This window comes from Methylocystis parvus OBBP (assembly GCF_027571405.1).
Classification (GTDB): Bacteria; Pseudomonadota; Alphaproteobacteria; order Rhizobiales; family Beijerinckiaceae; genus Methylocystis; species Methylocystis parva.
In genome coordinates, this window is the sequence record NZ_CP092968.1 from 695430 (window position 1) to 719423 (window position 23994).

The following is a 23994-nucleotide window of genomic DNA, read 5'->3' on the forward strand; positions in this document are numbered from 1 at the left end:
CTTAACAAGGCGCTCACTGCGTGACGGTCTGGCTCGCGCGCAACTGCGCCAGGTCGAGGTCGCTTTCGCCCGGGCTGAGCGCGATGCGGGTCAGCGCGCCCAAAAATTTCAAATATTCGCCCCCGACGATCCGGATGACGTGCGGGTCGGTCGCCCAGCCGGAGACATTCACATGCTCGCTCACGACCGGGAAAGGATAAAGTTTCATCTCCGGGAGCTCCGCATAGAGTTCGGCGAGGGCGCGCGGCATGTGGTAATTCGACGTCACGACGACCAGCGAACGCGTGATGTTGTGCACTTGCGCCCATTCCCGCGTTTCACGCGCATTGCCGATCGTGTCGAGCGCCTGATAGCCGAGATCGACGCAGCAGTTGAAGAGGTCGCGGGGCAGGGGGAGGATCTTCGCCAGTTCGGAGCTGCGCGTCGCACGGTTGACCCCGGTGATGAGCATGCGTTTGCCCTGTCCCTGGGCGAAGAGTCCGGCGGCTTCGAGCACGCGGTCCGAGCCGCCGGTGAAGACGACGACGCCTTCGGCCTTGACGGTCAGGCGCGGCTCCGCGCGCGCGAGCGACAAAGCGAACCAGACATAACCGGCCGCGAACAGGAATGCGCCGCCGCCGACGAGGGCGACGGCCACCCGGACGACGGCGCGCGCAAAGCCGATCTCTCCCGCGCCGGCGCGCGTCGCCGAGGTCACCTTGCCGCTCCTCCAGAGCTTTAGTTTCTTCCACGCCAAAGCGCGGTTTCGCGAAAGATATATGCTCATATGGCGGCGGTCTGGGCGAGGGCGATCATCCGAGCCGTCTTAGATGATGAAAAACGATCGCCTGCGAGAGAAAACCGGTCAGAAGCGCGATGCCGCCCGCGAGCGTCAGGATGATGGCGAAGCCCTCCGGGCCGATCGAAAAATCGCCGAACATCGCCTCCATCTGTTCGCCGCCCGCGGTCGTGCGCCAATTGCGATTGAGCATGCGCGCCAGAAACAGGAATGCGATCGCGGCGCCGCCTCCGATGAAGGCCCCGCGGAGGCCGAGCGCAAGGAAGCGCCGCTGGAACTCCCGCGCGATGAAAGTGTCCGCGGCTCCGACGATATGCAGAACTTCGACGATTTCGCGGTTGGTGGCGACCGCGGCTCGGGTGGCGGAGGCGACGGCGATCCCCATGGCGCCGACGATGAGAATGAAGATCATCGCCGAGACCGCGACGACGGCGCGCGACATGTCGCCAAGCCGCTCGAGGAAGATATGATGGTCATCGATCACGGCGTTGGGCGTTGCGCTCGCCAGCTCCTCGCGCAGCGCCGCCAGATCCGGGCGGCGCTTGGGGTCGAGCTTTACGACGATCATACGCGGCGTCGGCAGTTCGGAAAGGTCCAGGCCCTGGCCGAGCCATGGGGCAAGCAGGCCTTCCGACTCCGCCTTTGTGTAGATTTGAGCCTCGCGGACGCCGGTCGTTTTCTGCAGGATTTCCGCGACCTTTTTCAGATCCGCCTCCATGTCGCGACCCTGGAGGGGGCGCACCTGGACGCTCGCTTCGCTCGACGCCTCGCTGCGCCATTCGACGCTGGCTTCGGCGACCAGCAGGGCGGCGGCGGCGGCGAGAGCGGCGAGGAACGTCATGATGGCGATGACGATGACGAGCGACCGTCCAGCGACCGAGTCCGTCGGCACGAGGGCCGACGGCGCGGCCGGCGTATCCTCTTCCCCGGCCGGGTTGGGCTGACGCAATCCCCTGAAGCGCGCCGCGATCTCGTCGATGAAGGACGCCTGGGACATCTTTCTCACTCGAAGATATGCAGCCGGCCGTCCGCCAGCACGAGCCGGCGCGCCGCGTCATATTGGTCCATCAGACTGAGATCGTGCGTCGCGATCACAACCGCCGTCCCGGATTTATGCAGTTCGACGAAGAGCCGCAAAATGCGGCGCGCCAAAGTCGGATCGACATTTCCGGTCGGTTCGTCGGCAAGGAGGAGCTTTGGCTGGGAGATGAGCGCGCGGGCGATGGAGGCGCGCTGCTTCTCGCCGCCGGAAAGGACGGTCGGCAGAGCGTGCTTGCGATCGCCGAGGCCAACCCATTTGAGGAGCTCCGTGACCTCCGAGCGGTAGCTCGCCTCCTCTCGGCCGAGCACCCGCAGCGGAAGCGCGACGTTTTCGTAAAGCGAAAGATGGTCGAGCAGGCGGAAATCCTGGAACACGACGCCGATCTTGCGGCGCGTTTCGGTGATCTCGTCCTTGTCGAGAGTGGCCGAATCGCGGTCGAAAATATTGATCAGTCCGCGCGTTGGCTTCAGCGCCATGATGATGAGGCGCATCAGCGTCGTCTTGCCGGCGCCGGAAGGGCCGGTGAGGAACTGGAAAGAGCGCGGCGCGATCTCGAATGTGACGTCGCGGAGCGTCTCCGGCCCCACGCCGTAGCGCAGGCCGACATTTTCGAAGCTCAACACTGGTTCATCACTCCAGATGATCGAGCCGCGCAAAATAAGCGGCGTGTGGGCCAAGAGAATCGACCGGTAAACCATACCAGTTCACCGCTCCTTAACCATAATCCCCGCTTAATCGACCGAGCCCGCGACGTCGCGCGGCGCGTAAGCTGGAGCGGTGAGATGAGCAATGCTCACGACGGGGATTTCGACGATTTGTCGGCCAAGCGGGAGATCGCGGCCGAAGCGTCGAGCGACATGCTCCACGCGCCGAGCTACGACGAATTATGGGGCCGTCCGTCGCGCGCCGCCGCGCGGGATCTGCCCGAACGGAAGCGCGACCGCTGGCCTGTTTTCGCGACGATCGTCGCCATCATCATCGGCGCGACGGCGCTGATCGCGATGCGCGATCGGATCGTCCGCATCTTTCCGCCGCTCTCCACCGCCTATCGGGCGGTCGGCATGCCAGTCAATCTCGCGGGTCTCGAATTACGCGACGTTCATTCGCGCATCGTGATGGACGGGCCGCGCAAGGTCCTCGTCACCGAGGGCGAGATCGTGAACATCCGCCGCGAAGCGAACCGCGTGCCCTCGATCACGCTCGCCGTGCGCGGCGCGAATGGTCTCGACCGCTACACATGGAGCGCGCCGACGCCGAAACCGCGGCTCGAGGCGGGAGAGAAAGTCGCCTTCCGCGCGCGTCTGGCTTCGCCGCCTGAAGATGGGGCTGACGTGCTCGTGCGCTTCGCCAAGCTGGAAGAAACGAAGGCCGCGCCGCCGCTTCCGCCCTCGCATAAGTCGATCGGCAGGAAGTGAACCTGCAAGCGATCCTGCGCCGCAATTGATTGTGACGCGGGCATTGGCGACAGAATGCGCCGTCCCAACCAAAGGGCGGCTCTTCCATGAACTGGCAGGAACCCGTAATCGACTATTGCGAGAGGCTCGACGGCCGCTTCTGGTCAGAGCCGCTCAACGCCGTGAGCAACGGCGCCTTCCTTATCGCGGCCGCGGCGGCCTTCACGCTGCTTCGAAAGCGGGGAAATACTGATCCGCCTGCAGCGGCGCTTGTCGCCGTGACGGCGGTCGTCGGCCTGGGGAGCTTCGTCTTCCACACGGTCGCGACTCGCGGCGCCATGCTGCTCGACGTCATTCCCATCGCCATTTTCATCTATGGCTATTTTCTGCTCGCCTTGCGCCGGTTCTTCGGTCTCGGCGTTGTTGCCGCGGCGGCGGTCACGCTGTCTTTCGGCCTCGTCAGCGCGCTTGTTGACCGGAATGTGAGCGGATTGAACGGCTCCGTGGCCTATCTCCCGGCGCTGGCGGCGCTGACATGCTTCGCGGCGCTGCTCTGGAGAGGACGGCCGGAGACGGCGAGAGGGCTCGCGGGGGCCGCCGCGATATTTCTCGTCTCGCTGACGTTTCGAACCGTCGATCGAGACATTTGCTCACTCGCGCCGACGGGAACGCATTTCGTCTGGCATCTCCTGAACGCCTGCGTGCTCTGGCTCCTGCTGCGCACGGCGATCGTCGCGCAACCAGCGGATTGATTCAGGCGACCCCGAGCCAAAAGGCAAAAGTGCCGACGGCGGCGTGCGACGCCGCGACGGGCCAGACATTGCGCGTCGCCTGATAGGCGGCGGCCCAGGCGAGTCCGACGAAGAAGGTGTTGGCCAGCAGCAGCGCGTCGCCATAAGCGAGATGCATCAGCGAAAAACTCGCCGCGGAAAAGAACATGTATTTCGCGCTGCTCAATCTCAGCTTGTCCGTAATGAGCTTGGGAATCACGCGGCAGACGAGCTCCTGGAGAGGGCTCGACACCAGAACGTAAAAGGGCGCGAATTTCATCCAGTCGGGCTGCTCGCGGCCCGTCGTGAAGAGTTGCGCTTCCAGATATATCGCGGCGAGGGCCCCGGCCGTCACGATGCCGCACATCTGCCAGTGCCGCGCCACGAAAGGCGCGCGCAGGCCCAATTCGGCGGAGTTGTATCCGGCGGCGGCGACCAGCCCAACGCAGAGAGCCGAGACGATCAGCAGCGCTTCGAACCGCATGTCGAAGGGAATCAACCCGCAACGAATCGCAACGCCCGGCGTCAGTAGAAGCAGGGCGAAGCCGAGAAGCGGCGCTGTGTCACGGAGTCGATGCACGGCTGTCATGACTGCGTAATATAACCGTGTCTCGCGCGCGTCCAAGTCTAAAAGCCCCGCCTTGGGCGCGACGCGTCGCTATTTTTAGGCTCTGTTCGCGCCAGCGGTGGAAAAAGGTCAAAGACGCGCCACATTTTCGCTTCAAACGAACGTATGAATTTCAATCAGTCGTTTGAATTCGAGGCTGTCTCTCATGCGCATCAATATGGACGAAGCGACCCGTTCCCGCGTTAAGCCGACCCGCGAACCTTCGGTTGCGCCTTTTTCCGCGCGTCATGCGCTTCAAACCAAATCGCGCTCGATACTGGTCCATGCCGCGGCCTGCTTTTTCGCGACCGCGCTTGGATCGCTGTCGCCGATGGCGCTCGATCTTTTCGACGGGACGTTGACGACGTCCGTTGCGGCGAATGTCGATCCGGAGAGCGGCAAGTTCACGGATCGCATCCTCATCGGCGGCTTGCACCCCATCTCCTGGGACGAGGACGCGAAAGTCGCGCCTGCGCCGGCTTTCACGATGGTCCCCATTCTGTCCGACAATGCCGAGCCCTCGCGCGCCAGGGTCGCCCTTGTCTCCGCCAGATCGCTGAAAGAGCCGGGCGTCAGGCGGATCGACCGCGGGCCGGAGGCGAAGAGCCTCGAGACGACGGCCGCCCCGATTGTCGCGAGCGAACCTGCTCCCGAACCTAAAGCGGAGAAGATCGAGGAGCGGGGCGCGCTCGCCGCATTGACCCCATCGGTTCTCTCCGCAAAGGTTCTCTCCGCAAAGGTGTCGGAAAAAGCGTGGGCCGGCGTTAAATCGGTCGGCGGCGCGGTGACAAGCGGGCTGAGCTGGCTCGGCTATTGAGGGCGGAGGCGAGTTGGAGACGCAGGAAAAGGCGCGCGGCGTCTCGCGCGCCTCGGAGGCGACGCGGGCGGCGCTGATCAAGGCGGCCGTGTCGGTTTTCTCCGAGCATGGCTATGAGGGCGGCTCCGTGCGGCTCATCACCCGGCGCGCCGAGGCCAATCAGGCGGCCATCAATTATCATTTCGGCGGCAAGGAAGGCCTCTATCGCGCCGTTCTCGAGGCCGCCGCCGAGGCGCTGGAGAAGGAAAGCTTTCTCGACGCCGAGGGACTAGACCGGCTGCCGCCAGAAGACGCGCTGCGTCTCTATCTGCGCCAATTCCTGTCGCCGCTCGTCAAGCGCGACCGGGTGAGCCAATATTTGCGGCTCTACACATGGGAAAGCGTGCGGCCGAGCGCCGTGTTCAAGAGTTTCTTCGAAGCGCGCCCGCCGCGCATTTTCCGGCTCGCGGAACGGGTGGTGCGGCGCTTTTCGCCTGAAGACGCGCCGCGCGAAGAGGTCGCCATCCGCACGCTCTGGCTGGCGCAGCAACCGATCTTCTTCGTCCGCGAGACGGAGCTCCTGGCGATGGCGCCGTTTGGGCTGGATTTCGACGCGGCGGGGTTGGAGCGGCTGGTGGACGCGCTGGCGCGGCTGAGTTTGGCGGGGTTGAGGGGAGCCTGACGAAAGGCTTTACTGGCGAATCGTGCGCTCCTGTCGTCTTGCGCGCCCGGCGGGAATGTCATGGGACACAAGATTATCTTCTGTGTAGGGCTCTACCGAAGCGCCTCCACCTGGGTCTTCAACGTCTGCCGCGCGATATGCGAGCGGAAAGGGACGCCGTTCACCTCGCTCTACGCCGACTATCCAATGTGTGAACTCCTGGAAAAGGCCGTCGCCGCCAACGTCTGCATTGTGAAGTCGCATCGCCCCGACGTCGGTTTCAATCTGATCTTCGCCGCCTATGAGCCGCCGCTGATCGTTTCCGTCCGCGACCCACGCGATTGCGTCGCCTCTTTGATGACCCAATTTCGCATGACCTTCGAGAACGCTCTCGACTGGGTCGAAAAAAGCGCGGCCGCGATGGCGGCGATGCCTCTCCCGTCCCGCTCGCTGATCCTGAAATATGAGTCGCCGGACTGGCGAGACGCCGGCGGCGTGATGCAGATGGCGCGCCTGCTCGATGCAGGCATTTCATCGAGCGACGCAAAGGCGATCGCGGAAAAATTCTCGCCCCGCGCCGTCGACGACTTTCTCAAGCAATTGGAAGAAACCGGCTATTTCGACAGCGAGGCCCCCGCCGCCAATCAGCACCATGCCGATACGCACTTCCATCCGCATCATGTCGGGGATGGCGAGATCGGCAAATTCAGCGCGGTTCTGACGAAGGATCAGGAACGGCTCACGCTGGCGGCGACGCGCGATTTCCGCCAGCGCTTCGGTTACGACATTCGGACGCCGCCGATCGAATTTGGCGAAACCCTCGACTTTGGCCAGGGCGGTCGCGCTTATCTTTCAAGCGGCTTTGGGGTTCCGGAGGACTGGGGCGTCTGGACGGTCGACAGGGAATGTGAAATCGACATCGCCCTCCCGCGGCCGATCGCGCGAGCGACGCTCTTCGTCGAATGTTTCTATGGCCCGGCTTTCCGCCATGGCGCGCCGGGCCGGGTCGCGCGCCTTTTCGTCAACGACGCCCTTGCTTTGGAGATCGAACGGAATTCGGATCGCCCGCCGAGCGACGTTCTGACCTTGCACTGCGACATTGGCGGGGCCGATCGCATTCGGGTTGCGATCGCTTTCGACCAGATTCTGACGGCGAAGGAGGCCGGATGGAACATCGCCGACAATCGGCCGATCGGTCTGGGCCTTCGCAATCTGCGTGTGGAAACGCGCGATTGACAGGCCCTCGCGGCGGGACGCCGGCGTCTGCATTCCCAACCCCGGCAAAATGCCCTAATCAGGCGCCATGCCGTCTCATCCCGCGCCGATCCTGTTTACGAACGCCCGCCTCATCGATCCCGCCTCCGGGACGGAGATGCGCGGCGGTTTGCTGGCTCTCAACGGCGCCATCTCCGAGCTTGGCCCTGGCGTAGCCTCTGCGCCCGAGGGCGCGCGCGTCATCGATTGCGGCGGGGACGTCGTCGCTCCGGGCCTCATCGATATGCAGGCCTTTGTCGGCGAACCCGGCGCCGAGCACCGCGAGACCATCGCCAGCGCGACCCTGTCGGCGGCGGCGGGCGGCGTCACCACGCTTGTTGCGACAAGCGCCACCGACCCCGCCGTGGACGATCCCGCCGTCGTCGATTTCGTCCTGCGCCGCGCCCGCGACACCGGGCGCGTGCGGGTCCTGCCCATGGCGGCGCTGACCAAGGCGCGCGAAGGCAAGGAGATGGCGGAGCTTGGCCTGTTGAAACAGGCCGGGGCCGTCGCCTTTTTCGACGGGGCGCGCTCGGTGAAGAACGCCCTCGTCATGCGGCGCGCCATGACCTATGCGCGCGATTTCGGCGCCCTCGTGGTGCATTTCACGCAGGACCCGGATCTCGGCGGCGGCGTGATGAATGAGGGCGATTTCGCGCTGCGCCTCGGCCTCGCCGGCGTTCCGCGCGAGGCGGAGACGGTGATGCTCGACCGCGACCTGCGCCTCGTCGCCCTCACTGGCGCGCGCTATCACGCGGCCATCGTCACCGCCGCCCTCTCGCTCGACGCCTTACGCCGGGCGAAAGAGGCGGGCCTTTCGGTCACTTGCGGGACGACGATCAATCATCTCACGCTCAACGAGAACGACATTGGCGATTACCGCACCTTTCTGAAGCTGCGCCCGCCGCTTCGTCACGAGGACGAGCGCAAGCAGCTCGTCGCAGCGCTCGCCGAAGGGCTGATCGACATCATTGTTTCGGATCACGATCCGCAGGACGTCGAGACGAAGCGCCTTCCGTTCGCCGAGGCCGAATTCGGCGCCATCGGCGTCGAGACCATGCTCGCCGCGGGGCTGCGCCTCGTGCATTCGGGCGACGTGACGCTGCCGCGCCTCCTCGCCGCCATGTCGTCGCGTCCGGCGGAAATTCTGGGGTTGGAGCAGGGACGCCTGCGAAAGGGCGCCCCGGCCGACCTCATTCGCTTCGATCCCGACGAGCCCTTCGTCGTCGATCCCGACAAGCTGCATTCGCGCTGCCGCAATACGCCCCTCGACGGCGCGCGGCTGCAGGGCGTCGTGAAGACGACCATGGTCGCGGGGGAGATCGTGCACGAGCTGCCCGCATGAGCCGCGTCGCGCTTTACTCGGGCACGTTCGATCCGCTGACCAACGGCCATCTGGACGTGATCCGTCAGGGCGTCGCGCTATTCGACAAAATCGTGGTCGCGATCGGCGTCCATCCGGGCAAGGCGCCGTGGCTGACCTTCGACGAGCGCGCCGAGGCGATTCGCGTCTCGGCCGGCGCCGAAGGCTATGGGGCGCAGGTCGCCGTGGTCAGCTTCGACGGGCTCGTGGTGGCGGCCGCGAAAGAGCAGGGGGCCTGCGCCATCCTGCGCGGATTGCGCGACGGAACCGATTTCGACTATGAAATGCAGATGGCGGGGATGAACGGGACGCTTGCGCCCGGCATTCGCACGGTTTTCCTCCCCTCCGCGCCCGGGCTCCGCCACGTCAGCGGCACCCTCGTGCGCCAGATCGCAGCGCTTGGCGGCGACGTGTCGGCTTTCGCGCCGTCCGCTTCCGTCGAGGCCCTCAAACGCGCCATCCAAAGGCGCGGATAATCAAGCCCAAGCGCGTTTTCCGCCCGCATAGTCGAGCAAGAATGCGCGCCAGGTAAAAAAGGGAGGCTTTTTCGATGAGAATCACCCGCCGACTATTGCTCGCCGCCGCCGCTTTTTCCTTTGCGTTCGGCGCCGCATCCATCGCCCGCGCCGAGGACGATCTCCTTTTCATCGACACCAAGGACGGACGCATCACGATCAAGCTGCGCCCGGATGTCGCGCCCAAGCATGTCGAGCGCATCAAGCGTCTGGCCAAGGAGCATTTCTACGACGGCGTCGCCTTCCATCGCGTCATTGACGGCTTCATGGCGCAGGGCGGCGATCCGGACGGCACCGGCATGGGCAGCTCGCGCTATCCCGACCTCAAGGCCGAGTTCAGCGATCTGCCCTTCAAGCGCGGCGCGGTCGCCATGGCGCGCCAGCCGGGCGACAAGGACTCCGCGAATTCGCAATTCTTCATCTGCTTCGCCGAGGCGCCGCAGCTCAACGGCAAATATACGATCTGGGGCGAGGTCGTCTCCGGCATGGACGTCGTCGACAAGATCAAGAAGGGCGACAAGGCCAATAACGGCATGGTCGACAGCCCCGACAAGATGCTGAAAGTGCGCGCCGCCGGCGACGCGAGCTGAAACCATATGTAGGCCCGTCATTGCGAGCGAAGCGAAGCAATCCGGAGCCGCGACGAGGCCCCTGGATTGCTTCGTCGCTTCGCTCCTCGCAATGACGGCGTAAACACAGGAGCCATAATGACCGACGCCGCCGACACCATGACGCTGGAGACCACCAAGGGTCCGGTCGTCATCAAATTCCGCCCCGACCTCGCGCCCAAGCATGTCGAGCGCATCAAGAAGCTCGTCTCCGAGGGCTTCTATGACGGCATCGTCTTCCATCGCGTGATCGAAGGCTTCATGGCGCAGACCGGCTGCCCGCGCGGCACCGGCACGGGCGGATCGAGCTATCCGAATCTCGAGGCCGAGTTCAACACGGCTCCGCATGTGCGCGGAACCTGCTCAATGGCCCGCGCCTCGCATCCGGACACCGCCAATTCGCAATTCTTCATCTGCTTCGACGACGCCCGCTTCCTCGACCGCCAATATACGGTCTGGGGCGAGGTGATCTCCGGCATGGAGAATGTCGACCAGATCAAGCGCGGCGAGCCCGTGCGCGATCCCGACAAGATCGTCAAGGCGACGCTGGGCTAATCCACGCGCCGAATGACGGGCGCTATACCTCCCCTTTACGGGGAGGTCGGCGGTCGCGCCGGGTGAGATTCACTCGACCGCTCGGCCCATTGCATTTTACCCCACCCGTCGCGCTTCGCGCGGCGCCCTCCCCGTAAAGGGGAGGGATTTGGCGGACGCTCGGCGGCGGATCATTACCACCATGCGCGTCGACCTCTTCGACTTCGACCTTCCGCAAGACCGCATCGCGCTGCGCCCCGTCGAGCCGCGCGATGGCGCGCGCATGCTCGTGGCTCCATCCGAGGGCGGCGTGGAAGATCGCATCGTTCGCGACCTGCCGTCCTTCCTTCGCCAGGGCGATGCGCTCGTCGTCAACGATACGCGCGTGATCCATGCCCGGCTCTCCGGCAGGCGCATTCGCGGCGAGTTGAGCGCAGGCGTCGAGGCGACGCTGATCGAGCGACTCGACGCCTCGCGCTGGCGCGCGCTGATGCGGCCGGCGAAGAAGCTGGCCGTGGGAGACGAAGTCCTTTTCACCCGTCATTGCGAGGAGCGTAGCGACGAAGCGATCCAGAGCCATGATGACGCTCCTGGATTGCTTCGCTGCGCTCGCAATGACGGAAATGACCTCATCGCCCATGTCGACGCCAAAGGCGAAGAAGGCGAAATCACGCTGCGCTTCGATCTCTTCGGCGCCGCGCTCGATGAGGCGATAGAGGCCGCGGGAGACATGCCCCTGCCGCCTTATATCGCCGGCAAGCGTCCCGCCGACGCAAGGGACGAATCTGACTACCAGACCGTCTTCGCGCGCGAAGCGGGGGCCGTCGCCGCGCCGACCGCCGGGCTGCATTTCACGCCCGAGCTGCTTGCCGCGCTGCGGGCCAAAGGCGTGACGGTCCATCGCGTGACGCTGCATGTCGGGGCGGGGACCTTTCTGCCGGTGAAAGCGGACGACACCGACGCGCACAAGATGCACGAGGAATTTGCGCGCATCGACGCGGCGACGGCGGAGGCGTTGAACGCGGCGCGCGCGAAAGGCGGGCGGATCGTCGCCGTCGGCACGACGGCGCTTCGCACATTGGAAAGCGCCGCCCAGCCCGATGGGCGCCTTGTCCCTTACGCCGCGCGTACAAGCATCTTCATCACGCCGGGCTACAAATTCCGCGCGACGGATATGCTCGTCACCAATTTCCATCTGCCGAAGTCGACGCTCTTCATGCTCGTCTCGGCCTTTTGCGGGCTCGAGCGTATGAAGGCGGCTTACGCCCACGCCATCGCCAACGGCTATCGCTTCTACTCCTATGGCGACGCCAGCCTTCTCTATCGCGCCGGACCATGAGCGAGACGCGCGACATCCGCCTGATCGCGCAATGGCGGGACGACCCGACCGAAGCGCTGATGACGGTCGATCTGCGGATCGAGGGCGCAAGGCTCGCCTCGACCTGGGACGTCTTCGGCGCCTTCGACCTCGACGGCGCGCATCCGCGCCCCTTCATCCTGCGCCGCGACGGGCGCCTTGATTTCGGGGAGGGCGCCGATCACTGGCGCACGGATTTACGCGACGCGGAAATGAGGGTGACGGCCTATTTCACCGTCTGGTTCAACGAGACGGACAGCGGACAGTATAAGATCGTCAAGATCGCCGAACTCGGCGCCAAGGAACGCAAATGAGTCAGGATTTCTCCTTCGCCGTTCACGCCGCCGACGGCGCGGCGCGAAAGGGCGAAATCATAACGCCGCGCGGAACCATTCGCACGCCCGCCTTCATGCCGGTCGGCACCGCGGCGACGGTGAAGGCCATGTTCCCGCAGGACGTGCGCGCGACGGGCGCCGATATTCTGCTCGGCAATGTCTACCACCTGATGCTGCGTCCAGGCGCCGAGCGTGTAGCGAGGCTCGGCGGCCTGCATGAATTCATGCGCTGGCCTTTTCCGATCCTGACGGATTCAGGAGGCTTTCAGGTCATGTCGCTCGCGAAGCTGCGCAAGCTCGACGAGAGCGGCGTGACCTTTCAATCGCACATAGACGGCTCGCGCCATCATCTTTCGCCCGAGCGCTCCATGGAGATCCAGCATCTATTGGGCTCCGACATTCAGATGCAGTTCGACGAATGCGTGCGGCTGCCATGCTCCGATGAAGAGGCGGAGCGCGCCATGCGGCTTTCGCTTCGCTGGGCCGAGCGCTCGCGCAAGGCCTTCCACGAGGAAAAGGGCAGGGCGGTCTTCGGCATCGTGCAGGGCGGCGCCAACAAGGCGCTGCGCGTCGAGAGCGCGCGGGCGCTGTCGGATATGGATTTTCACGGCCTCGCGGTCGGCGGCTTGGCGGTGGGCGAACCGCAGGCGGTGATGCTCGATATGCTGGACACGACCGTTCCGCATCTGCCGCAGAACAAGCCGCGCTATCTGATGGGCGTCGGCGCGCCGGACGACATTGTGGAGGCTGTGGCGCGGGGGATCGACATGTTCGACTGCGTCATGCCGACCCGCGCGGGACGTCACGGCCTCGCTTATACGCGCTTTGGAAAAATCAACATCAAGAATTCCCGCCATGCGGAAGACGCGCGCTCTCTCGATCCGGCGTCGATTTGCCCCGCCGCGCGCGATTATTCGAGGGCCTATCTGCACCATCTCGTAAAAGCGGGGGAAATCCTCGGAATGATGCTGCTGACCCAGGCCAATGTCGCTTATTATCAGGAGCTGATGGCTGGCCTGAGAAATGCGATTTCAGAGGGGCGGCTTATCGATTTCATTGCGGAAACGCGCGCGCAATGGGCTGACGGCGAGAAAGCCAGCCTCTGAAGTTGCGCCTTACGGAATAAATAAATGATTGGCGTTGGGGGAATTAAGCAAGGCCTGTCCGGGAGCCTGCAATGGGCCGTTATCGCGAGGCGCTCACCCGCCTCTTCCTTTCAGGGTTGCGCCCGGGCGTCGTTTCGGGGCGCGTCTTTGTGCGCGCCGCCCCGGCGCAAATCCCCGCTCCGCGGCCGAGCAGCGTCGCGCCTCCCGCGCGGCGTCCGCCCGTCAAATCGCCCGTTCAGCGGGCCGCTCCGGCGCGACGGCCGACGCGCCAGCGCAAATTCCGCCCCGCGCCTGTGGAGGCGCAAATGACGCATCCCGGCCGCATCCTCGCAAAGCATCTCTCCGACCTCGGCATGACGGCGTCGGATCTGGCGCGCGACATCGACGTGCCGGTCAATCGCGTTACGGCGATCATAAATGGTCAGCGCGGCGTCACCGCCGATACGGCGCTGCGTCTCGGGCATTGGTTCGGGGTCGAGCCGGAGGATTGGCTGGAGCTGCAGCTCCAATATGAGCTGACGCTGGCGCGGGAGGAGGCCGGCGTCAAAATCAGCCGGCTGCCCAGACTTGTCGATCGCGTCTCCTGAGATTCGCAAGCGCCGGACGAGCGTCGACTTCATCGGCGCCCTCCTGGCCTTCGACGCCTTCGGCGCGCCGACCCAGGCGATAGAGGAGGCGGGTCTTACCTATTACGTAAATGAATATTGGACCTCCGCGCAGCGTTCAGCGCATTCCTTGCACGAGGTCAGCTATCGCGCCTGCTTCAAGCCGCAGCTTCCGGCCTTTTTCATCGAGCGGCTGACGAAGCCCGGCGACACGGTTTGCGACCCCTTCATGGGGCGCGGCACGACGCTGATCGAAGCCGCCCTGCGCGGGCGCCGCGCCGTCGGGTCCGACGCCAATCCTTTGTCGATCATGCTGACGCGGCCGCGATTGACCCCGCCGGCGATCGAGGCGGTTGAGGCGCGGCTCGCCAGGGCGCCGCTTGAAGGCGGCGAATTCGAGCGCGAGGATCTTCTGGCGTTCTACCATCCCCAAACGCTCCGGCAGATATGCGCGTTGCGCGCATGGCTGAACTCTCAGCCTGAAGGCAAGTTTGAGTCCGACCTCGTCCATGACTGGATCAGAATGGTCGCGCTCAACCGGCTGACCGGCCATTCTCCCGGGTTTTTCTCGGTTTATACGATGCCGCCCAATCAGGCGGTCAGCGTGAAAGCGCAACTCAAGATCAATGAGCGTCGCGCGCAGACGCCGCCCATGCGCGACGTCGCGTCGCTGATATTGAAGAAGTCGCGCGCGCTTCTTGCGGATGGCGCTCCGCCGGCCGGACCGGCTCCCTTTCTCGCCGTATCGGACGCGTCGAGGCTCGATTATCTTAAAGACGGCGAGGCGGATCTTGTCGTGACGTCGCCGCCTTTTCTCGACGTCGTCGATTATCGCGCGGATAACTGGCTGCGCAATTGGTTCGCCGGCGTCGACGGCGACGCGATTCGGCTCTCGCAGCTTCGAAGCGTCGACGCCTGGGTCGACATGACCCGCTGCGTTTTCGAGGCGCTGGCGCGAGTCGTTCGCCCCGGCGGGCATGTCGCTTATGAAGTCGGCGAGGTGCGGGGCGGGGGCGTATTGCTCGAGCGGCTTGTCTGGTCGGCGATGGAAGGACTCCCCTTCGAACGGCTCGGCGTCATGGTGAACAACCAGCGCTTCACCAAGACGAGCAATTGCTGGGGCGTCGCCAATAACGCCAAGGGCGTCAACAGCAACCGCATCGTGCTGGCGCGCCGCAAAGCTTAAATTGCCCGATAGCGTTTACACTTAATTCACGTTATCCTTCTTTGAAGGAATTTTTAAACTGAAGATTCACGACAGCGGCGTAGCAAGGCGAGAAGCGCTCGGGCGTGGAGCCGGGCCGATTTTCAAAGCAGGAACGTAACGATGGACAAGGCCGCCTCTGAACTGGACGAGATTTTTGCTTCAAAACTCGCGGAATCGCACGAATTTCGCTCCTGGTTCCTGAGTCGCACCAAGTTCGCTCGTCTTTGGCCGCTTGCCCGCTTGCTCCAGGCCGAGCAGCAGGAGGCGCAGGGTGAGGATCCCTGGTGGCGCAACTGGCGTTCCGAATCGGCCGGCCGAATCGCGACGAAGATGCTGTACATTTTCGAAGTGGAGCAGACGAAGCTGCGCTTTGCGCTGCATGTCGAGAGCGTGATTTCGGGCGACGAACTCGTTGCGTCGGAAAAGGGCTCCTATCGCACCTTGGCGCAGGCCATGATGAATCAGGAATGCTTCCTGAATTACATGGATTACGAGACCGTGTTGCTCGCCCCGCAGGCGCTCATTATCGGCGATGCGCGCACGCTGAATTTCGATCGCCGCATCCCCTTCGAGACGATCGCCGGCTTCGTTCCGCAATTCGGCCAGCCCCAGCGCGCGGCCGCCTGACTACCCCGCCCGTAACAGCTGAATCGCTTCATCGCGTTCGAACAGGTAGAGCAGGGCGCGCAACGCCCTGCCTCTCTCGCTGACAAGATCGGGGTCCCGCCGCAGAATGAGCTCGGCGTCGTCTCGCGCAATGGCGAGGAGACGCGCATGCGCCGTGAGATCCGCCAGCCGAAAGCCCGGCAGGCCCGCCTGGCGGGTGCCGAGCAGTTCCCCTTCGCCGCGAAGGCGAAGATCTTCTTCCGCGATACGGAAACCATCTTCTGTCTGACGTAAGACAGTAAGGCGCGATTTCGCCGCTTCGCTCAACGGTCCCTTGTAAAGCAGCAGACAGGTCGACACGCCCAAGCCGCGTCCCACGCGGCCGCGCAATTGGTGCAGCTGCGCGAGCCCGAAGCGCTCCGAATGTTCGATGACCATGATGGTCGCCTCAGGAACGTCGACGCCGACTTCAACGACGGTCGTCGCGACGAGCACGCGCGTCTCGCCGCGTTGAAACGACTCCATCGCCGCGTCCTTTTCGGGGCCTTTCATCTTTCCATGCAGCAGGCCGACCGCTTCGCCGAAATAATGCCGCAGATCGGCGGCGCGCGCCTCGGCGGCGGCGAGGTCGAGATCCTCGTTTTCTTCGACGAGAGGGCAAATCCAATAGGCGCGGGCGCCCTGCGCGAGCGCGCGTTGCAACCCCGCGACGACTTCACCGATGCGCGACGCCGGCAGGGCCCGGGTCGTGATCGGCGTGCGGCCCGGCGGCTTCTCGTCGAGGGCGGAGGCATCCATGTCGCCGAAAGCCGTGAGCGCGAGCGTGCGCGGAATGGGCGTCGCCGTCATGACCAGCACGTCGACCGCCTCGCCCTTGGCGCCCAGCGCCAGCCGCTGCTGAACGCCGAAGCGATGCTGCTCGTCGACGACCGCAAGGCCGAGATCGCGAAAGGCGAGATCGCTTTGCACGAGGGCGTGCGTGCCGACGACGACGTCTGTCTCGCCCGCGGCGATCGCGCCATGCGCGGCGGCCCGCTCGCTCGCCTTCAGTCGCCCCGTAAGCAGCGCGACTTTGACGCCCGCCGGCTCCATGAGCGGGGCGAGACGCTCGTAGTGCTGGCGCGCAAGTATCTCCGTCGGCGCCATCAGCGCGGCCTGGCGCCCGCATTCGACGACGCTCGCCATGGCGAGCGCCGCGACGATTGTCTTGCCGGAGCCGACATCGCCTTGCACCAGCCGCAGCATGCGTAAATCCGATCCGAGATCGGCCCGAATGTCGTCGAGCGCGCGTCGCTGGGCGCCGGTGAGGCGGAAGGGCAGAGCGGCTTCGATCGCGCGGGAAATGCGGCCGTCTCCCTGGTTTACGCGCCCCGGAAGGCGGCGCATCTTGGCGCGCATCAGCCTCAGGGCAAGTTGGCCTGCAAGCAATTCGTCGAGCGCGAGTCGCTGGCGCGCGGGATGTTGCGGGGAGAGCGATTTGGCGCTGTCCGGACGGTGCGCGGCGCGCAGCGCCTCCCCGAAAGGCGGCAGTTTATTCGCCGCGAGCACCGTCGGCTCCTGCCACTCCGGAAGCGCCGGAAGCCGCGTCAGCGCCTCTTCCGTGGCGCGTAAAACGAAGCGCGGCTGCAGGCCTTCGGTGAGCCCGTAGACGGGCTCGTAGGGCGCGAGCTTTGCGAGGCCGGCTTCGTCGAGCACACGGTCAGGATGCACCATTTGGCGGCGGCCGTCATAAAGTTCGACTCGTCCCGATATCCAGCGCGTGGCGCCGATCGGGAGACTTCGCTCGATCCAGTCCGGATTGGCGAGGAAGAAGACGAGCTCGACATCGCCCGTGTCGTCCTCGACCAGTACGCGGAAGGGCTGCTTGGCGTAGCGCCCGTGCGGCTTACGGTGCTCCGCGACCCGGGCCTTGATGACGACCATCGTCTCCATGGGCGCCTCGGCGATCGTCGGGCGCTGGCTGCGGTCGATGACGTTTGCCGGCAGGTGGAAGAGGAGATCGACGAGGCGCGCCTGCTGGCCCGGCCTGGCGAGGAGGCGGTCAAAAAGCGGCGCGGTTTTCGGGCCGACGCCGGGGAGGGCGGCGACGCGGCCGAAGAGCGGGGCGAGAAGATCGGGACGCATGGAGCGCGCAGTTTATTCACAAGCGGGCATTTGTCATGTTGCGGCCCGCCAATGGTTGTTCTAACTTTTGTTGCAACAATTAAAGTTAATACGGAAGTTAGAACCATGAGCGAGACAGATCAAGCCGAAGGCTTCGGCGCTCTGAAGATCATTCGTATCGGCAATTCGCTCGGCGTGGTGTTGCCGCGGGAAATCATCGCCGATCTCAATGTGGAGAAGGGCGATCGCCTCTATCTCACGCGCTCGTCCGAAGGCTACCGGATCACCAAGAGCGATCCCGACTTCGAGCGCCGCGTCGCCCTCGCGCGCCGCATCATGAGCAAGCGGCACAATGCGCTGCGTGAACTCGCCAAGGGCTCCTGACATGACGTGGCGCTTCCTGGACCGGGATATTGCGCTCGCCATTCACGAAGAAGTCCTTGCGGCGCATGGCGGGGCGGTCGGTCTCATCAGCGAGGCGGCGCTGGCGAACGCCATTTTGCGTCCGCGCGACGTGGCGCGGGCCGAGCCGCGCGCCGACGCGGCCCGCCTCGCCGCCGCCTGCGCCGCCGGCTTCATCAAGAGCCATCCCTTCGTTCAAGGGAAAAAGCGCGTCGCGCTCGTCGCGATGGAGTTGTTTCTCGCCGACAACGGATATGAGCTTACGGCGCGCGACGAGGATTGCTTCATCCTCATCTCTCAATTCGCCAATCGCGAAATCGACGAGGAAGCGCTGGCGGCGTGGGCGCGCGTGAATATGCGGAGTCGAGCGACGGCCCGTTGACGCAGTTGGCGAGGCTGCGCTGGAGTCCCGATTTCACGGGGATGACGCGGCGGGATTGCTTCAGTCCACTTCGGCGTCATAGCTCGTCGCCTTGCCTGCGTCCTTGAAGGTGAAATGCCACCATTCGCGCGGATAATTCTCAAAGCCGCGCCGCTTCATCAGGGCGACCAGCGCCTCGCGATGCGCATGGGCGTCTCCCGCAACCTTTGACTTCGTCCAGGACTGGCGGTCGAAAAAGTCGAAAGGCGTGCCGAAATTCCAGCCTTGCACGCCGAGATCGACGGCGAGGCCCGTCGAATGGGTCGACTGTTCGGCGATATAGCCTTGCGGAAAAAGCTGGCTCTTATCGAGGCGGGGATAATAATCCGGCTTGGTCGATTGGTCGGCGTTGCGCGACCAATCGACGAAAGAAGCGACCGCGCGCCTGGGGCGGTAGCAATCATAGACGACGAGCGAAAAGCCCTGCGCCTTCGCATCGGCCTGCGCGGCGGCGAGCGCCTTGGCGGCGTCCGCCCGCAGCCAGCATTGCGGGGCGCGGTAGCCCGGCACGGGATGGCCGGTGAAATTATTGGAGCCCGCATAGCGCATGTCCTGCGCAAGGTCCGGCGCAAGATCGGCGAGTCGCGCGAAGCCCGGCGGCGGCTCGGCGCGCGCGGTCGCGGCGAAGACGAGAAGGCAGAGGAGCAGGGCGGTTTTCTTCATGGCGACGCTCATGTGCGCCCGCGCAACTTGGCGCAGGCGCGGCGAGACTATAGCTGATGGCGATAGACAGGGAGTTTTTCAAATGTCCGGCAAATTCTCGCTCACCACCGGCCTCACGCTCGCCGCTCTCGCCGCCACGATCGCCTGGGCCGCTCCGGCTCTGGCCGGCGACCGCTGCAAGGTCACGGACCCGACGGGCACGCCGCTCAACATCCGCGACCAGAAGATGAATATTATCGGCGCGATCGAGAATGGCCGAAACGTCTATGTTCAACGCTATGGCGAGGATGCGAACGGCAAGCCCTGGGCTTATGTGGCGACCGCCGGAGGCAAGCGGCTCGGCTGGGTCTATCGCGAGTTCATCAGCTGCTATTGAGCAATGGCGACGCGCGTCCGCCTCCCTCTCCCTGCGCGGCAAGGAGAGGGAAGAGCTTAAGAGCGCGCTACGTGCGCTCCTTGGCCTTCGCGACGCCGCCATGCGCGACTGACCACGCAACCGGATCGGCGATAAACGCTTCGACCTCTTTCAGCGCTTCTTCAGGAAAATACTGGTGCTCCCGCGCCACGGCCAACACGTCGCGCCAGGTCGCGAGGTAATGCAGCTTCACGCCGATGCCGGCCATGTCCTCGCGGGCGCCGGCGAAGATGTCGTAGAAGAAGAACACGAAGACATGCTCGCAGCTTTGGCCGGAGTCGCGCAGCGCCTGCACGAAATCCTTCTTGGAGCCGCCGTCGGTCGCGAGGTCTTCCACCAGCAAAGCGCGGCCGTTCTCGTGCAGATCGCCCTCGATGCGGGCGTTGCGGCCGAAGCCCTTGGGCTTCTTGCGGACATATTGCATCGGCAGCATCAGGCTGTCGGAAATCCACGCCGCGAAGGGGATGCCAGCCGTCTCGCCGCCCGCGACGACGTCAAGCGATTCATAGCCGATGTCGCGCTCGATCGCGCGCGTGGCGAAGTCGATCAGCCGCCGGCGCAGGCGCGGGAAGCCGATGATCTTGCGCATGTCGATATAGACCGGCGACGCCCAGCCCGCCGTGGTGATGAAGGGCTTCTCGGTGTTCACGAGCACCGCCTGCACTTCGATGAGCGCCTTGGCGGTTTCCTTTGCGAAGAACTGACGGTCGTCGGACATTGGTGGGTCTTATCTCCTAACGAAACGGTCGAGTTCGACCGGACCTGCGGGCTCGAAATACCTCCCCTTCACGGGGAAGTCGGCGATCGAAGACCACCGGGTGGGGCTCTCGATGCAGCGCGACATGTGGAATGGACCCCACCCGACCCCGCTTCGCGGGGCCACCCTCCCCGTAAAGGGGAGGGATTGAGCCCGGCTATGCCTGGACCATCCTGCGCTGTGATGTACGCCTATACCCTATTTCGCTTCAGGGCGCGTGGCTGTCTGTCCGAAAAGGATCTCCCGCTCCAGCGCGTTAAAGTCCGGCCCCCGCCGCCCATAGGGCGCGCCGGCGGCGTAGGCGCGGGTCACGGCGGGGCGGGCCTTGATCGCCTCGAACCAGCGCTTGAGATGCGGGAAATCGTCGAGGTCCTGGCCCTGATCCTCATGCGGGACGATCCAGGGATAGCAGGCGATGTCGGCGATGGAGTAATCGCCGGCGACATAGGGCGACTTCGCCAATTCGCGGTCCAGCACGCCGTAGAGGCGGTTGGTCTCGTTGCGGTAGCGGTCGATGGCGTAAGGGATGCGGGCGGGGGCGTATTTCGCGAAATGGTGGTTCTGCCCGGCCATCGGGCCGAGTCCGCCGACCTGCCAGAAGAGCCATTGCATCACGCGCATGCGGGCGCGCAGCTCCCCGGGCAGCAGGCGGCCGGTCTTTTCGGCGAGATAAAGCAGGATGGCGCCGGATTCGAAGACCGTCGCCTCGGTCCCGCCGTCCGAAGGCGCGCGATCGATGATCGCCGGCATGCGGTTATTGGGAGAAATCGCCAGAAATTCCGGCTTGAACTGATCCCCTTTGCCGATGTCCACCGGCTTGATGCGGTAGGCCAGTCCGGTCTCCTCGAGGAAGATCGTGATTTTATGGCCGTTCGGAGTGGGCCAGTAGTAGAGATCGATCATTCAAGACTCCTGCCGGACGTCCACTCTTTCTTTTCCATTCTAACCTAACCTTGTCGACAACTCGAAACAGGTTTGGCGTCTTTTCCATGAAGAAATCGTCCCTTACCGAATGGCGGCCCGATCAGATTCGAAAATTCGGGCGGGAGCCGCTGCTGCTCACGCACCGCCTCGCCGACAGTCCGCTTTTTTCCGACGCCGCTTTGGAGCGGCTGATCGAGGCGACGCCGCGCGAGCATTTTCACGTCAACACAATCGGCCGCGACGAGACCGATCCGCGCAAATGGCGCGAAGGCGACATGTCGGGCCTCTCGGGGCGAGAAGTGATGGCGGCTGTGGCCAAGGGCAATATCTGGGTCCATCTGCAACGCGTGCAGGAGGCTTTCGACGACTATCGGGAATTTCTCGACAGGCTGTTCGCCGACATCGAGCGCCGAGTCCCGGGGTTTCACAGCTACAGGCGCTCGATGAGCGTGCTCATCTCCTCGCCCAATATGAATGTCGCTCTTCATTCCGACGTTCCGGGCCAGAGCCTCTGGCAGGTGAGGGGCCGAAAGCGCGTCTGGGTCTATCCGCCGAAAGCGCCCTATCTGCCGCAGGAGAAGATCGAGAATATCGTGCTCCAGCGCGGCGCCGACACCGATCTTCCCTACGATCCCTCATTTGAGGCGGGCGCGGAAAGTTTCGAGCTGGAGGCGGGCGATTGGGCGACCTGGCCGCTCAACGCCCCGCATCGCGTGCGCAACGCCGACTGCGTGAACGTGTCCTTCACCACGGAACACTGGACGCATGCGCTCCGCAACGAATACGCCGCGAATTATGCAAACGGTCTGCTGCGGCCTTATGTCGGCGCGCGCGCGCTTTCTCGGGAGACCAGCGGAACCGCCTTCTGGGGCAAGTTCGCCCTCGCCGCCGCGCATAAGGGCTGGCGCAAGCTCGCGCGCAAGACGCGCGCGCCCATGACGATCGATTTCCGCGTCGACCCGCAGTCCGCGCAGGGCTTCAGCGACGTCGCGCCCTACCGGATCATGAAATAACGTGCCGAAACCGTCGCCATATACGATCCAAAGCGTCGAGACGCTCGCGGGCGTCGACGCCCTCGCGGGGGAATGGGCCGCGCTGGAGAGCGCGACGCCGGAGGCGACCGGCTTCCAGAGCTTCCCCTGGTGCCGCACATGGCTCGCCGTCGCGGGCGACCGGGCGCGACCGCGCATTCTGTGCGTGCGGGAGCAGGGCAGGCTCGTCATGTTGCTGCCGTTCCAGATCGAGAAGCGCCTGGGAGTCGCCATCGCGCGCTGGATCGGCGAGCCGATGACGCAATATGGCGACGCGCTCGCGTTGCCCGGCGACGGCCGCCCGCATTGGCGCGGAGCCGCTATGGCCGAAATGGCGCGCTGGCGTGACGTCGATCTCTTCGCGCTCACGCGGCTGCGGGCGGGCGGCGTCATGTCGGACGGGACCGTCGCCGGCGAGCCGCTTTCGGCGCCCTATGTCGCGCTCGCCGCCTTCAAGCCGCGTCGTCAAAAAAGCGTGGAGCGCCGCCTCAGGAAGCTCGAAGCCTATGGCCCCATTCTGCTGGACGAGGCGGAATCCCCGGCGAAACGCGAAAGCCTCGCGCGCCATGCGCTCGAGCTGAAACGCTCATGGCTGGGCGGCAAGGGGATCTACAGCGCGGGACTCTCCAATTCGGTTTCCGACGATTTTCTGGCCGCGCTGGCGCGCGACGGCTTCCTGCGCGTTCATGCGCTTCGGGTTGGCGGCGAGATCGCGGCGATGGATCTAGGCTTCGTCGGCGGCGGCGCCTATCGCTCGCTGCTCGGCTGCTATGAAGGGCGTTTCGCCGAGGGTTCGCCCGGTCAGGCGCTGACCGGCCGCCTCATCGCCCGTTGCGCGGCGGAAGGTCTGTCGTCGTACGACATGCTGCTGCCGGCCGATAGTTACAAACTCTCATGGGCGACCGGCGAAACGCCGATCGAGGCGCGCTTTATCGCCACCAGCGCGAAGGGCCACGCCGCCGCTTTCGCCATTGCGCGGCTGCGGCCGCTCGCCAAACGCGCTGTTCACGCAGCGGGACCGGCGTGGACGCGATTGACGAGCGCGTTTTCTTTCTCGCGCGAACGGGCTAGCCTCTCCCCCACGCGACGGGAGGAAAGGGCGACATGACGGTCAGGCTTGCCAAGATCGCCGTCGCCTTTTCGACCGGCCTTCTCATCCTGCTCGTCGCGCTCGGCAACGTCTTCGATTACGGAACGAATCTGGACGTCGTGACGCATATTCTCTCGATGGACATGATCCCCGAGAGTCCGCTCAAATGGCGCGCGGTCACGAGTCCGGCGCTGCATGGCCTCTGCTACCTTTCCATCATCGCGACGGAGTTCGTCTCGGCCGCGCTGACGCTCTATGGGGCCTGGCTGCTCTGGCGGGCGCGGATGGCGAGCGCCTCGACGTTCAACGCCGCAAAGAGCATGGCCATTGCGGGCCTGACCGTCGGCTTCCTGCTTTACCTCCTCGGCTTCATGGCCGTGGGCGGCGAATGGTTTCAGATGTGGCGCGCCGGCGTCTATAACATGCAGGAGCCGGCCTTCCGCTTCATCGGAAGCGTGGGAATAGCGATGCTGTTCATCACGCTCGCGGATGGAGCTTGATCGCCGAAATAATGTGTGCTTCGGCTCACTCCTATCATATGCCTCTTTACCGTCTGCGTGCTGGCGCCGGGCCGGCTATGCTGAGCGGCTGAAGCTTTGACGACGCGGTCGGACAAGGTGGAGGCCTTGCGCAGATTCACGGAACCCCTC

29 protein-coding genes are annotated in these 23994 nt (G+C 64.7%); 21 read left to right on the forward strand and 8 right to left on the reverse strand.

Features of this window, described 5'->3' with window-relative positions:
• Positions 1 to 13 precede the first annotated feature (13 nt).
• From MMG94_RS03410 to ftsE, 3 genes are all read right to left on the reverse strand, one after another.
• Positions 14 to 697: a YdcF family protein gene (locus MMG94_RS03410; RefSeq protein WP_244415213.1), complete on the reverse strand. Its 684-nt coding sequence runs from the start codon at positions 695 to 697 to the stop codon at positions 14 to 16.
• 94 nt (positions 698 to 791) lie between these two features.
• On the reverse strand, positions 792 to 1775 hold the full coding sequence (locus MMG94_RS03415) for a cell division protein FtsX (RefSeq protein WP_016918730.1): 984 nt from the start codon (positions 1773 to 1775) through the stop codon (positions 792 to 794).
• A gap of 5 nt (positions 1776 to 1780) precedes the next feature.
• Positions 1781 to 2443: a cell division ATP-binding protein FtsE gene (gene ftsE / locus MMG94_RS03420; protein WP_026016068.1), complete on the reverse strand. Its 663-nt coding sequence runs from the start codon at positions 2441 to 2443 to the stop codon at positions 1781 to 1783.
• Between the two features lie 159 nt (positions 2444 to 2602).
• Between ftsE and MMG94_RS03425 the strand changes: the two genes are divergently transcribed.
• Positions 2603 to 3235 (forward strand): hypothetical protein, encoded by a 633-nt coding sequence (locus MMG94_RS03425; protein WP_016918728.1) that lies wholly within the window; start codon positions 2603 to 2605, stop codon positions 3233 to 3235.
• An 86-nt stretch (positions 3236 to 3321) separates the two neighbouring features.
• Positions 3322 to 3966, forward strand: coding sequence for a ceramidase domain-containing protein (locus MMG94_RS03430; protein WP_016918727.1), 645 nt, complete (start codon positions 3322 to 3324; stop codon positions 3964 to 3966).
• 1 nt (position 3967) lies between these two features.
• On the opposite strand, the gene MMG94_RS03435 is transcribed toward MMG94_RS03430, so the two are convergent.
• A complete protein-coding gene (locus MMG94_RS03435) occupies positions 3968 to 4573 on the reverse strand; it encodes a CPBP family intramembrane glutamic endopeptidase (protein ID WP_016918726.1) in 606 nt (201 codons plus the stop codon).
• A 184-nt stretch (positions 4574 to 4757) separates the two neighbouring features.
• On the opposite strand from MMG94_RS03435, the gene MMG94_RS03440 reads away from it, so the two are divergent.
• From MMG94_RS03440 to MMG94_RS03500, 13 genes are all read left to right on the forward strand, one after another.
• On the forward strand, positions 4758 to 5408 hold the full coding sequence (locus tag MMG94_RS03440; RefSeq protein WP_020372404.1) for a hypothetical protein: 651 nt from the start codon (positions 4758 to 4760) through the stop codon (positions 5406 to 5408).
• A 13-nt stretch (positions 5409 to 5421) separates the two neighbouring features.
• The gene (locus tag MMG94_RS03445) at positions 5422 to 6069 is read left to right on the forward strand and encodes a TetR/AcrR family transcriptional regulator (protein WP_016918724.1); all 648 of its coding nucleotides are present in this window, start codon (positions 5422 to 5424) and stop codon (positions 6067 to 6069) included.
• Positions 6070 to 6129: 60 nt separating this feature from the next.
• Positions 6130 to 7284 (forward strand): sulfotransferase family protein, encoded by a 1155-nt coding sequence (locus MMG94_RS03450; protein WP_016918723.1) that lies wholly within the window; start codon positions 6130 to 6132, stop codon positions 7282 to 7284.
• A 67-nt stretch (positions 7285 to 7351) separates the two neighbouring features.
• Entirely contained in the window at positions 7352 to 8647 is a 1296-nt protein-coding gene (gene pyrC / locus MMG94_RS03455) for a dihydroorotase (RefSeq protein ID WP_016918722.1), read from the forward strand.
• Positions 8644 to 9141, forward strand: a complete 498-nt coding sequence (gene coaD, locus MMG94_RS03460) for a pantetheine-phosphate adenylyltransferase (protein WP_016918721.1) — start codon at positions 8644 to 8646, stop codon at positions 9139 to 9141. The genes pyrC and coaD overlap by 4 nt, the downstream gene beginning before the upstream one ends.
• 74 nt (positions 9142 to 9215) lie before the next feature.
• Positions 9216 to 9770: a peptidylprolyl isomerase gene (locus MMG94_RS03465; RefSeq protein WP_016918720.1), complete on the forward strand. Its 555-nt coding sequence runs from the start codon at positions 9216 to 9218 to the stop codon at positions 9768 to 9770.
• 117 nt (positions 9771 to 9887) lie between these two features.
• Positions 9888 to 10343 (forward strand): peptidylprolyl isomerase, encoded by a 456-nt coding sequence (locus tag MMG94_RS03470; protein WP_016918719.1) that lies wholly within the window; start codon positions 9888 to 9890, stop codon positions 10341 to 10343.
• A gap of 181 nt (positions 10344 to 10524) precedes the next feature.
• Complete coding sequence (gene queA, locus MMG94_RS03475) at positions 10525 to 11661, forward strand: tRNA preQ1(34) S-adenosylmethionine ribosyltransferase-isomerase QueA (RefSeq protein WP_016918718.1); 1137 nt, start codon at positions 10525 to 10527, stop codon at positions 11659 to 11661.
• A complete protein-coding gene (locus MMG94_RS03480) occupies positions 11658 to 11993 on the forward strand; it encodes a hypothetical protein (RefSeq protein ID WP_016918717.1) in 336 nt (111 codons plus the stop codon). Before queA ends, MMG94_RS03480 begins: the two co-directional genes overlap by 4 nt.
• Positions 11990 to 13120 (forward strand): tRNA guanosine(34) transglycosylase Tgt, encoded by a 1131-nt coding sequence (tgt, locus tag MMG94_RS03485; protein ID WP_016918716.1) that lies wholly within the window; start codon positions 11990 to 11992, stop codon positions 13118 to 13120. Before MMG94_RS03480 ends, tgt begins: the two co-directional genes overlap by 4 nt.
• A 71-nt stretch (positions 13121 to 13191) precedes the next feature.
• Positions 13192 to 13707 (forward strand): HigA family addiction module antitoxin, encoded by a 516-nt coding sequence (locus MMG94_RS22015; RefSeq protein WP_016918715.1) that lies wholly within the window; start codon positions 13192 to 13194, stop codon positions 13705 to 13707.
• Positions 13688 to 14911 (forward strand): DNA methyltransferase, encoded by a 1224-nt coding sequence (locus tag MMG94_RS03495; protein ID WP_016918714.1) that lies wholly within the window; start codon positions 13688 to 13690, stop codon positions 14909 to 14911. The genes MMG94_RS22015 and MMG94_RS03495 overlap by 20 nt, the downstream gene beginning before the upstream one ends.
• 141 nt (positions 14912 to 15052) lie before the next feature.
• A complete protein-coding gene (locus MMG94_RS03500) occupies positions 15053 to 15559 on the forward strand; it encodes a hypothetical protein (RefSeq protein ID WP_016918713.1) in 507 nt (168 codons plus the stop codon).
• Here the strand turns inward: MMG94_RS03500 and recG are convergent, their stop codons facing one another.
• Entirely contained in the window at positions 15560 to 17662 is a 2103-nt protein-coding gene (gene recG, locus MMG94_RS03505; RefSeq protein WP_016918712.1) for an ATP-dependent DNA helicase RecG, read from the reverse strand.
• Positions 17663 to 17767: 105 nt separating this feature from the next.
• On the opposite strand from recG, the gene MMG94_RS03510 reads away from it, so the two are divergent.
• Together MMG94_RS03510 and MMG94_RS03515 are read left to right on the forward strand one after the other, a co-directional pair.
• A complete protein-coding gene (locus MMG94_RS03510) occupies positions 17768 to 18025 on the forward strand; it encodes an AbrB/MazE/SpoVT family DNA-binding domain-containing protein (protein WP_016918711.1) in 258 nt (85 codons plus the stop codon).
• Position 18026: 1 nt separating this feature from the next.
• Entirely contained in the window at positions 18027 to 18425 is a 399-nt protein-coding gene (locus tag MMG94_RS03515; protein ID WP_016918710.1) for a type II toxin-antitoxin system death-on-curing family toxin, read from the forward strand.
• Positions 18426 to 18485: 60 nt separating this feature from the next.
• Here MMG94_RS03515 and MMG94_RS03520 read toward each other — a convergent pair whose 3' ends face one another.
• Positions 18486 to 19127 carry a M15 family metallopeptidase gene (locus MMG94_RS03520; protein WP_244415211.1) on the reverse strand — a complete coding sequence of 214 codons (642 nt, stop codon included), beginning with the start codon at positions 19125 to 19127 and terminating at the stop codon, positions 18486 to 18488.
• Positions 19128 to 19209: 82 nt separating this feature from the next.
• On the opposite strand from MMG94_RS03520, the gene MMG94_RS03525 reads away from it, so the two are divergent.
• Positions 19210 to 19503, forward strand: a complete 294-nt coding sequence (locus tag MMG94_RS03525) for a peptide-binding protein (RefSeq protein WP_016918708.1) — start codon at positions 19210 to 19212, stop codon at positions 19501 to 19503.
• A gap of 67 nt (positions 19504 to 19570) precedes the next feature.
• Here MMG94_RS03525 and MMG94_RS03530 read toward each other — a convergent pair whose 3' ends face one another.
• Both MMG94_RS03530 and MMG94_RS03535 read right to left on the reverse strand, forming a co-directional pair.
• Complete coding sequence (locus MMG94_RS03530; RefSeq protein ID WP_016918707.1) at positions 19571 to 20260, reverse strand: orotate phosphoribosyltransferase; 690 nt, start codon at positions 20258 to 20260, stop codon at positions 19571 to 19573.
• A gap of 237 nt (positions 20261 to 20497) precedes the next feature.
• Complete coding sequence (locus tag MMG94_RS03535; protein WP_016918706.1) at positions 20498 to 21202, reverse strand: glutathione binding-like protein; 705 nt, start codon at positions 21200 to 21202, stop codon at positions 20498 to 20500.
• An 86-nt stretch (positions 21203 to 21288) separates the two neighbouring features.
• Here MMG94_RS03535 and MMG94_RS03540 point away from each other — a divergent pair, with 86 nt between their 5' ends.
• From MMG94_RS03540 to MMG94_RS03550, 3 genes are read left to right on the forward strand one after another with little or no spacing between them, the layout of a single operon-like run.
• A complete protein-coding gene (locus MMG94_RS03540; RefSeq protein ID WP_016918705.1) occupies positions 21289 to 22236 on the forward strand; it encodes a hypothetical protein in 948 nt (315 codons plus the stop codon).
• A gap of 1 nt (position 22237) precedes the next feature.
• The gene (locus MMG94_RS03545) at positions 22238 to 23362 is read left to right on the forward strand and encodes a GNAT family N-acetyltransferase (RefSeq protein WP_016918704.1); all 1125 of its coding nucleotides are present in this window, start codon (positions 22238 to 22240) and stop codon (positions 23360 to 23362) included.
• Entirely contained in the window at positions 23359 to 23844 is a 486-nt protein-coding gene (locus MMG94_RS03550; protein ID WP_016918703.1) for a DUF2165 family protein, read from the forward strand. Before MMG94_RS03545 ends, MMG94_RS03550 begins: the two co-directional genes overlap by 4 nt.
• Positions 23845 to 23994 lie beyond the last annotated feature (150 nt).

What these genes read in the sequence shown, in the direction of transcription:
- tgt (WP_016918716.1), top strand. Translation starts at nt 11,990, where the DNA reads ATGAGTCAGGATTTCTCCTTCGCCGTTCACGCCGCCGACGGCGCGGCG.
- MMG94_RS03450 (WP_016918723.1), top strand. Translation starts at nt 6,130, where the DNA reads ATGGGACACAAGATTATCTTCTGTGTAGGGCTCTACCGAAGCGCCTCC.
- MMG94_RS03510 (WP_016918711.1), top strand. Translation starts at nt 17,768, where the DNA reads ATGAGCGAGACAGATCAAGCCGAAGGCTTCGGCGCTCTGAAGATCATT.
- recG (WP_016918712.1), bottom strand. Translation starts at nt 17,662, where the DNA reads ATGCGTCCCGATCTTCTCGCCCCGCTCTTCGGCCGCGTCGCCGCCCTC.
- coaD (WP_016918721.1), top strand. Translation starts at nt 8,644, where the DNA reads ATGAGCCGCGTCGCGCTTTACTCGGGCACGTTCGATCCGCTGACCAAC.
- MMG94_RS03435 (WP_016918726.1), bottom strand. Translation starts at nt 4,573, where the DNA reads ATGACAGCCGTGCATCGACTCCGTGACACAGCGCCGCTTCTCGGCTTC.
- MMG94_RS03415 (WP_016918730.1), bottom strand. Translation starts at nt 1,775, where the DNA reads ATGTCCCAGGCGTCCTTCATCGACGAGATCGCGGCGCGCTTCAGGGGA.
- MMG94_RS03470 (WP_016918719.1), top strand. Translation starts at nt 9,888, where the DNA reads ATGACCGACGCCGCCGACACCATGACGCTGGAGACCACCAAGGGTCCG.
- MMG94_RS03520 (WP_244415211.1), bottom strand. Translation starts at nt 19,127, where the DNA reads ATGAAGAAAACCGCCCTGCTCCTCTGCCTTCTCGTCTTCGCCGCGACC.
- MMG94_RS03515 (WP_016918710.1), top strand. Translation starts at nt 18,027, where the DNA reads ATGACGTGGCGCTTCCTGGACCGGGATATTGCGCTCGCCATTCACGAA.
- pyrC (WP_016918722.1), top strand. Translation starts at nt 7,352, where the DNA reads ATGCCGTCTCATCCCGCGCCGATCCTGTTTACGAACGCCCGCCTCATC.
- MMG94_RS03525 (WP_016918708.1), top strand. Translation starts at nt 19,210, where the DNA reads ATGTCCGGCAAATTCTCGCTCACCACCGGCCTCACGCTCGCCGCTCTC.
- MMG94_RS03465 (WP_016918720.1), top strand. Translation starts at nt 9,216, where the DNA reads ATGAGAATCACCCGCCGACTATTGCTCGCCGCCGCCGCTTTTTCCTTT.
- MMG94_RS03500 (WP_016918713.1), top strand. Translation starts at nt 15,053, where the DNA reads ATGGACAAGGCCGCCTCTGAACTGGACGAGATTTTTGCTTCAAAACTC.
- MMG94_RS03550 (WP_016918703.1), top strand. Translation starts at nt 23,359, where the DNA reads ATGACGGTCAGGCTTGCCAAGATCGCCGTCGCCTTTTCGACCGGCCTT.
- MMG94_RS03440 (WP_020372404.1), top strand. Translation starts at nt 4,758, where the DNA reads ATGCGCATCAATATGGACGAAGCGACCCGTTCCCGCGTTAAGCCGACC.
- MMG94_RS03530 (WP_016918707.1), bottom strand. Translation starts at nt 20,260, where the DNA reads ATGTCCGACGACCGTCAGTTCTTCGCAAAGGAAACCGCCAAGGCGCTC.
- queA (WP_016918718.1), top strand. Translation starts at nt 10,525, where the DNA reads ATGCGCGTCGACCTCTTCGACTTCGACCTTCCGCAAGACCGCATCGCG.
- MMG94_RS03535 (WP_016918706.1), bottom strand. Translation starts at nt 21,202, where the DNA reads ATGATCGATCTCTACTACTGGCCCACTCCGAACGGCCATAAAATCACG.
- MMG94_RS03480 (WP_016918717.1), top strand. Translation starts at nt 11,658, where the DNA reads ATGAGCGAGACGCGCGACATCCGCCTGATCGCGCAATGGCGGGACGAC.
- MMG94_RS03425 (WP_016918728.1), top strand. Translation starts at nt 2,603, where the DNA reads ATGAGCAATGCTCACGACGGGGATTTCGACGATTTGTCGGCCAAGCGG.
- MMG94_RS03540 (WP_016918705.1), top strand. Translation starts at nt 21,289, where the DNA reads ATGAAGAAATCGTCCCTTACCGAATGGCGGCCCGATCAGATTCGAAAA.
- MMG94_RS22015 (WP_016918715.1), top strand. Translation starts at nt 13,192, where the DNA reads ATGGGCCGTTATCGCGAGGCGCTCACCCGCCTCTTCCTTTCAGGGTTG.
- MMG94_RS03430 (WP_016918727.1), top strand. Translation starts at nt 3,322, where the DNA reads ATGAACTGGCAGGAACCCGTAATCGACTATTGCGAGAGGCTCGACGGC.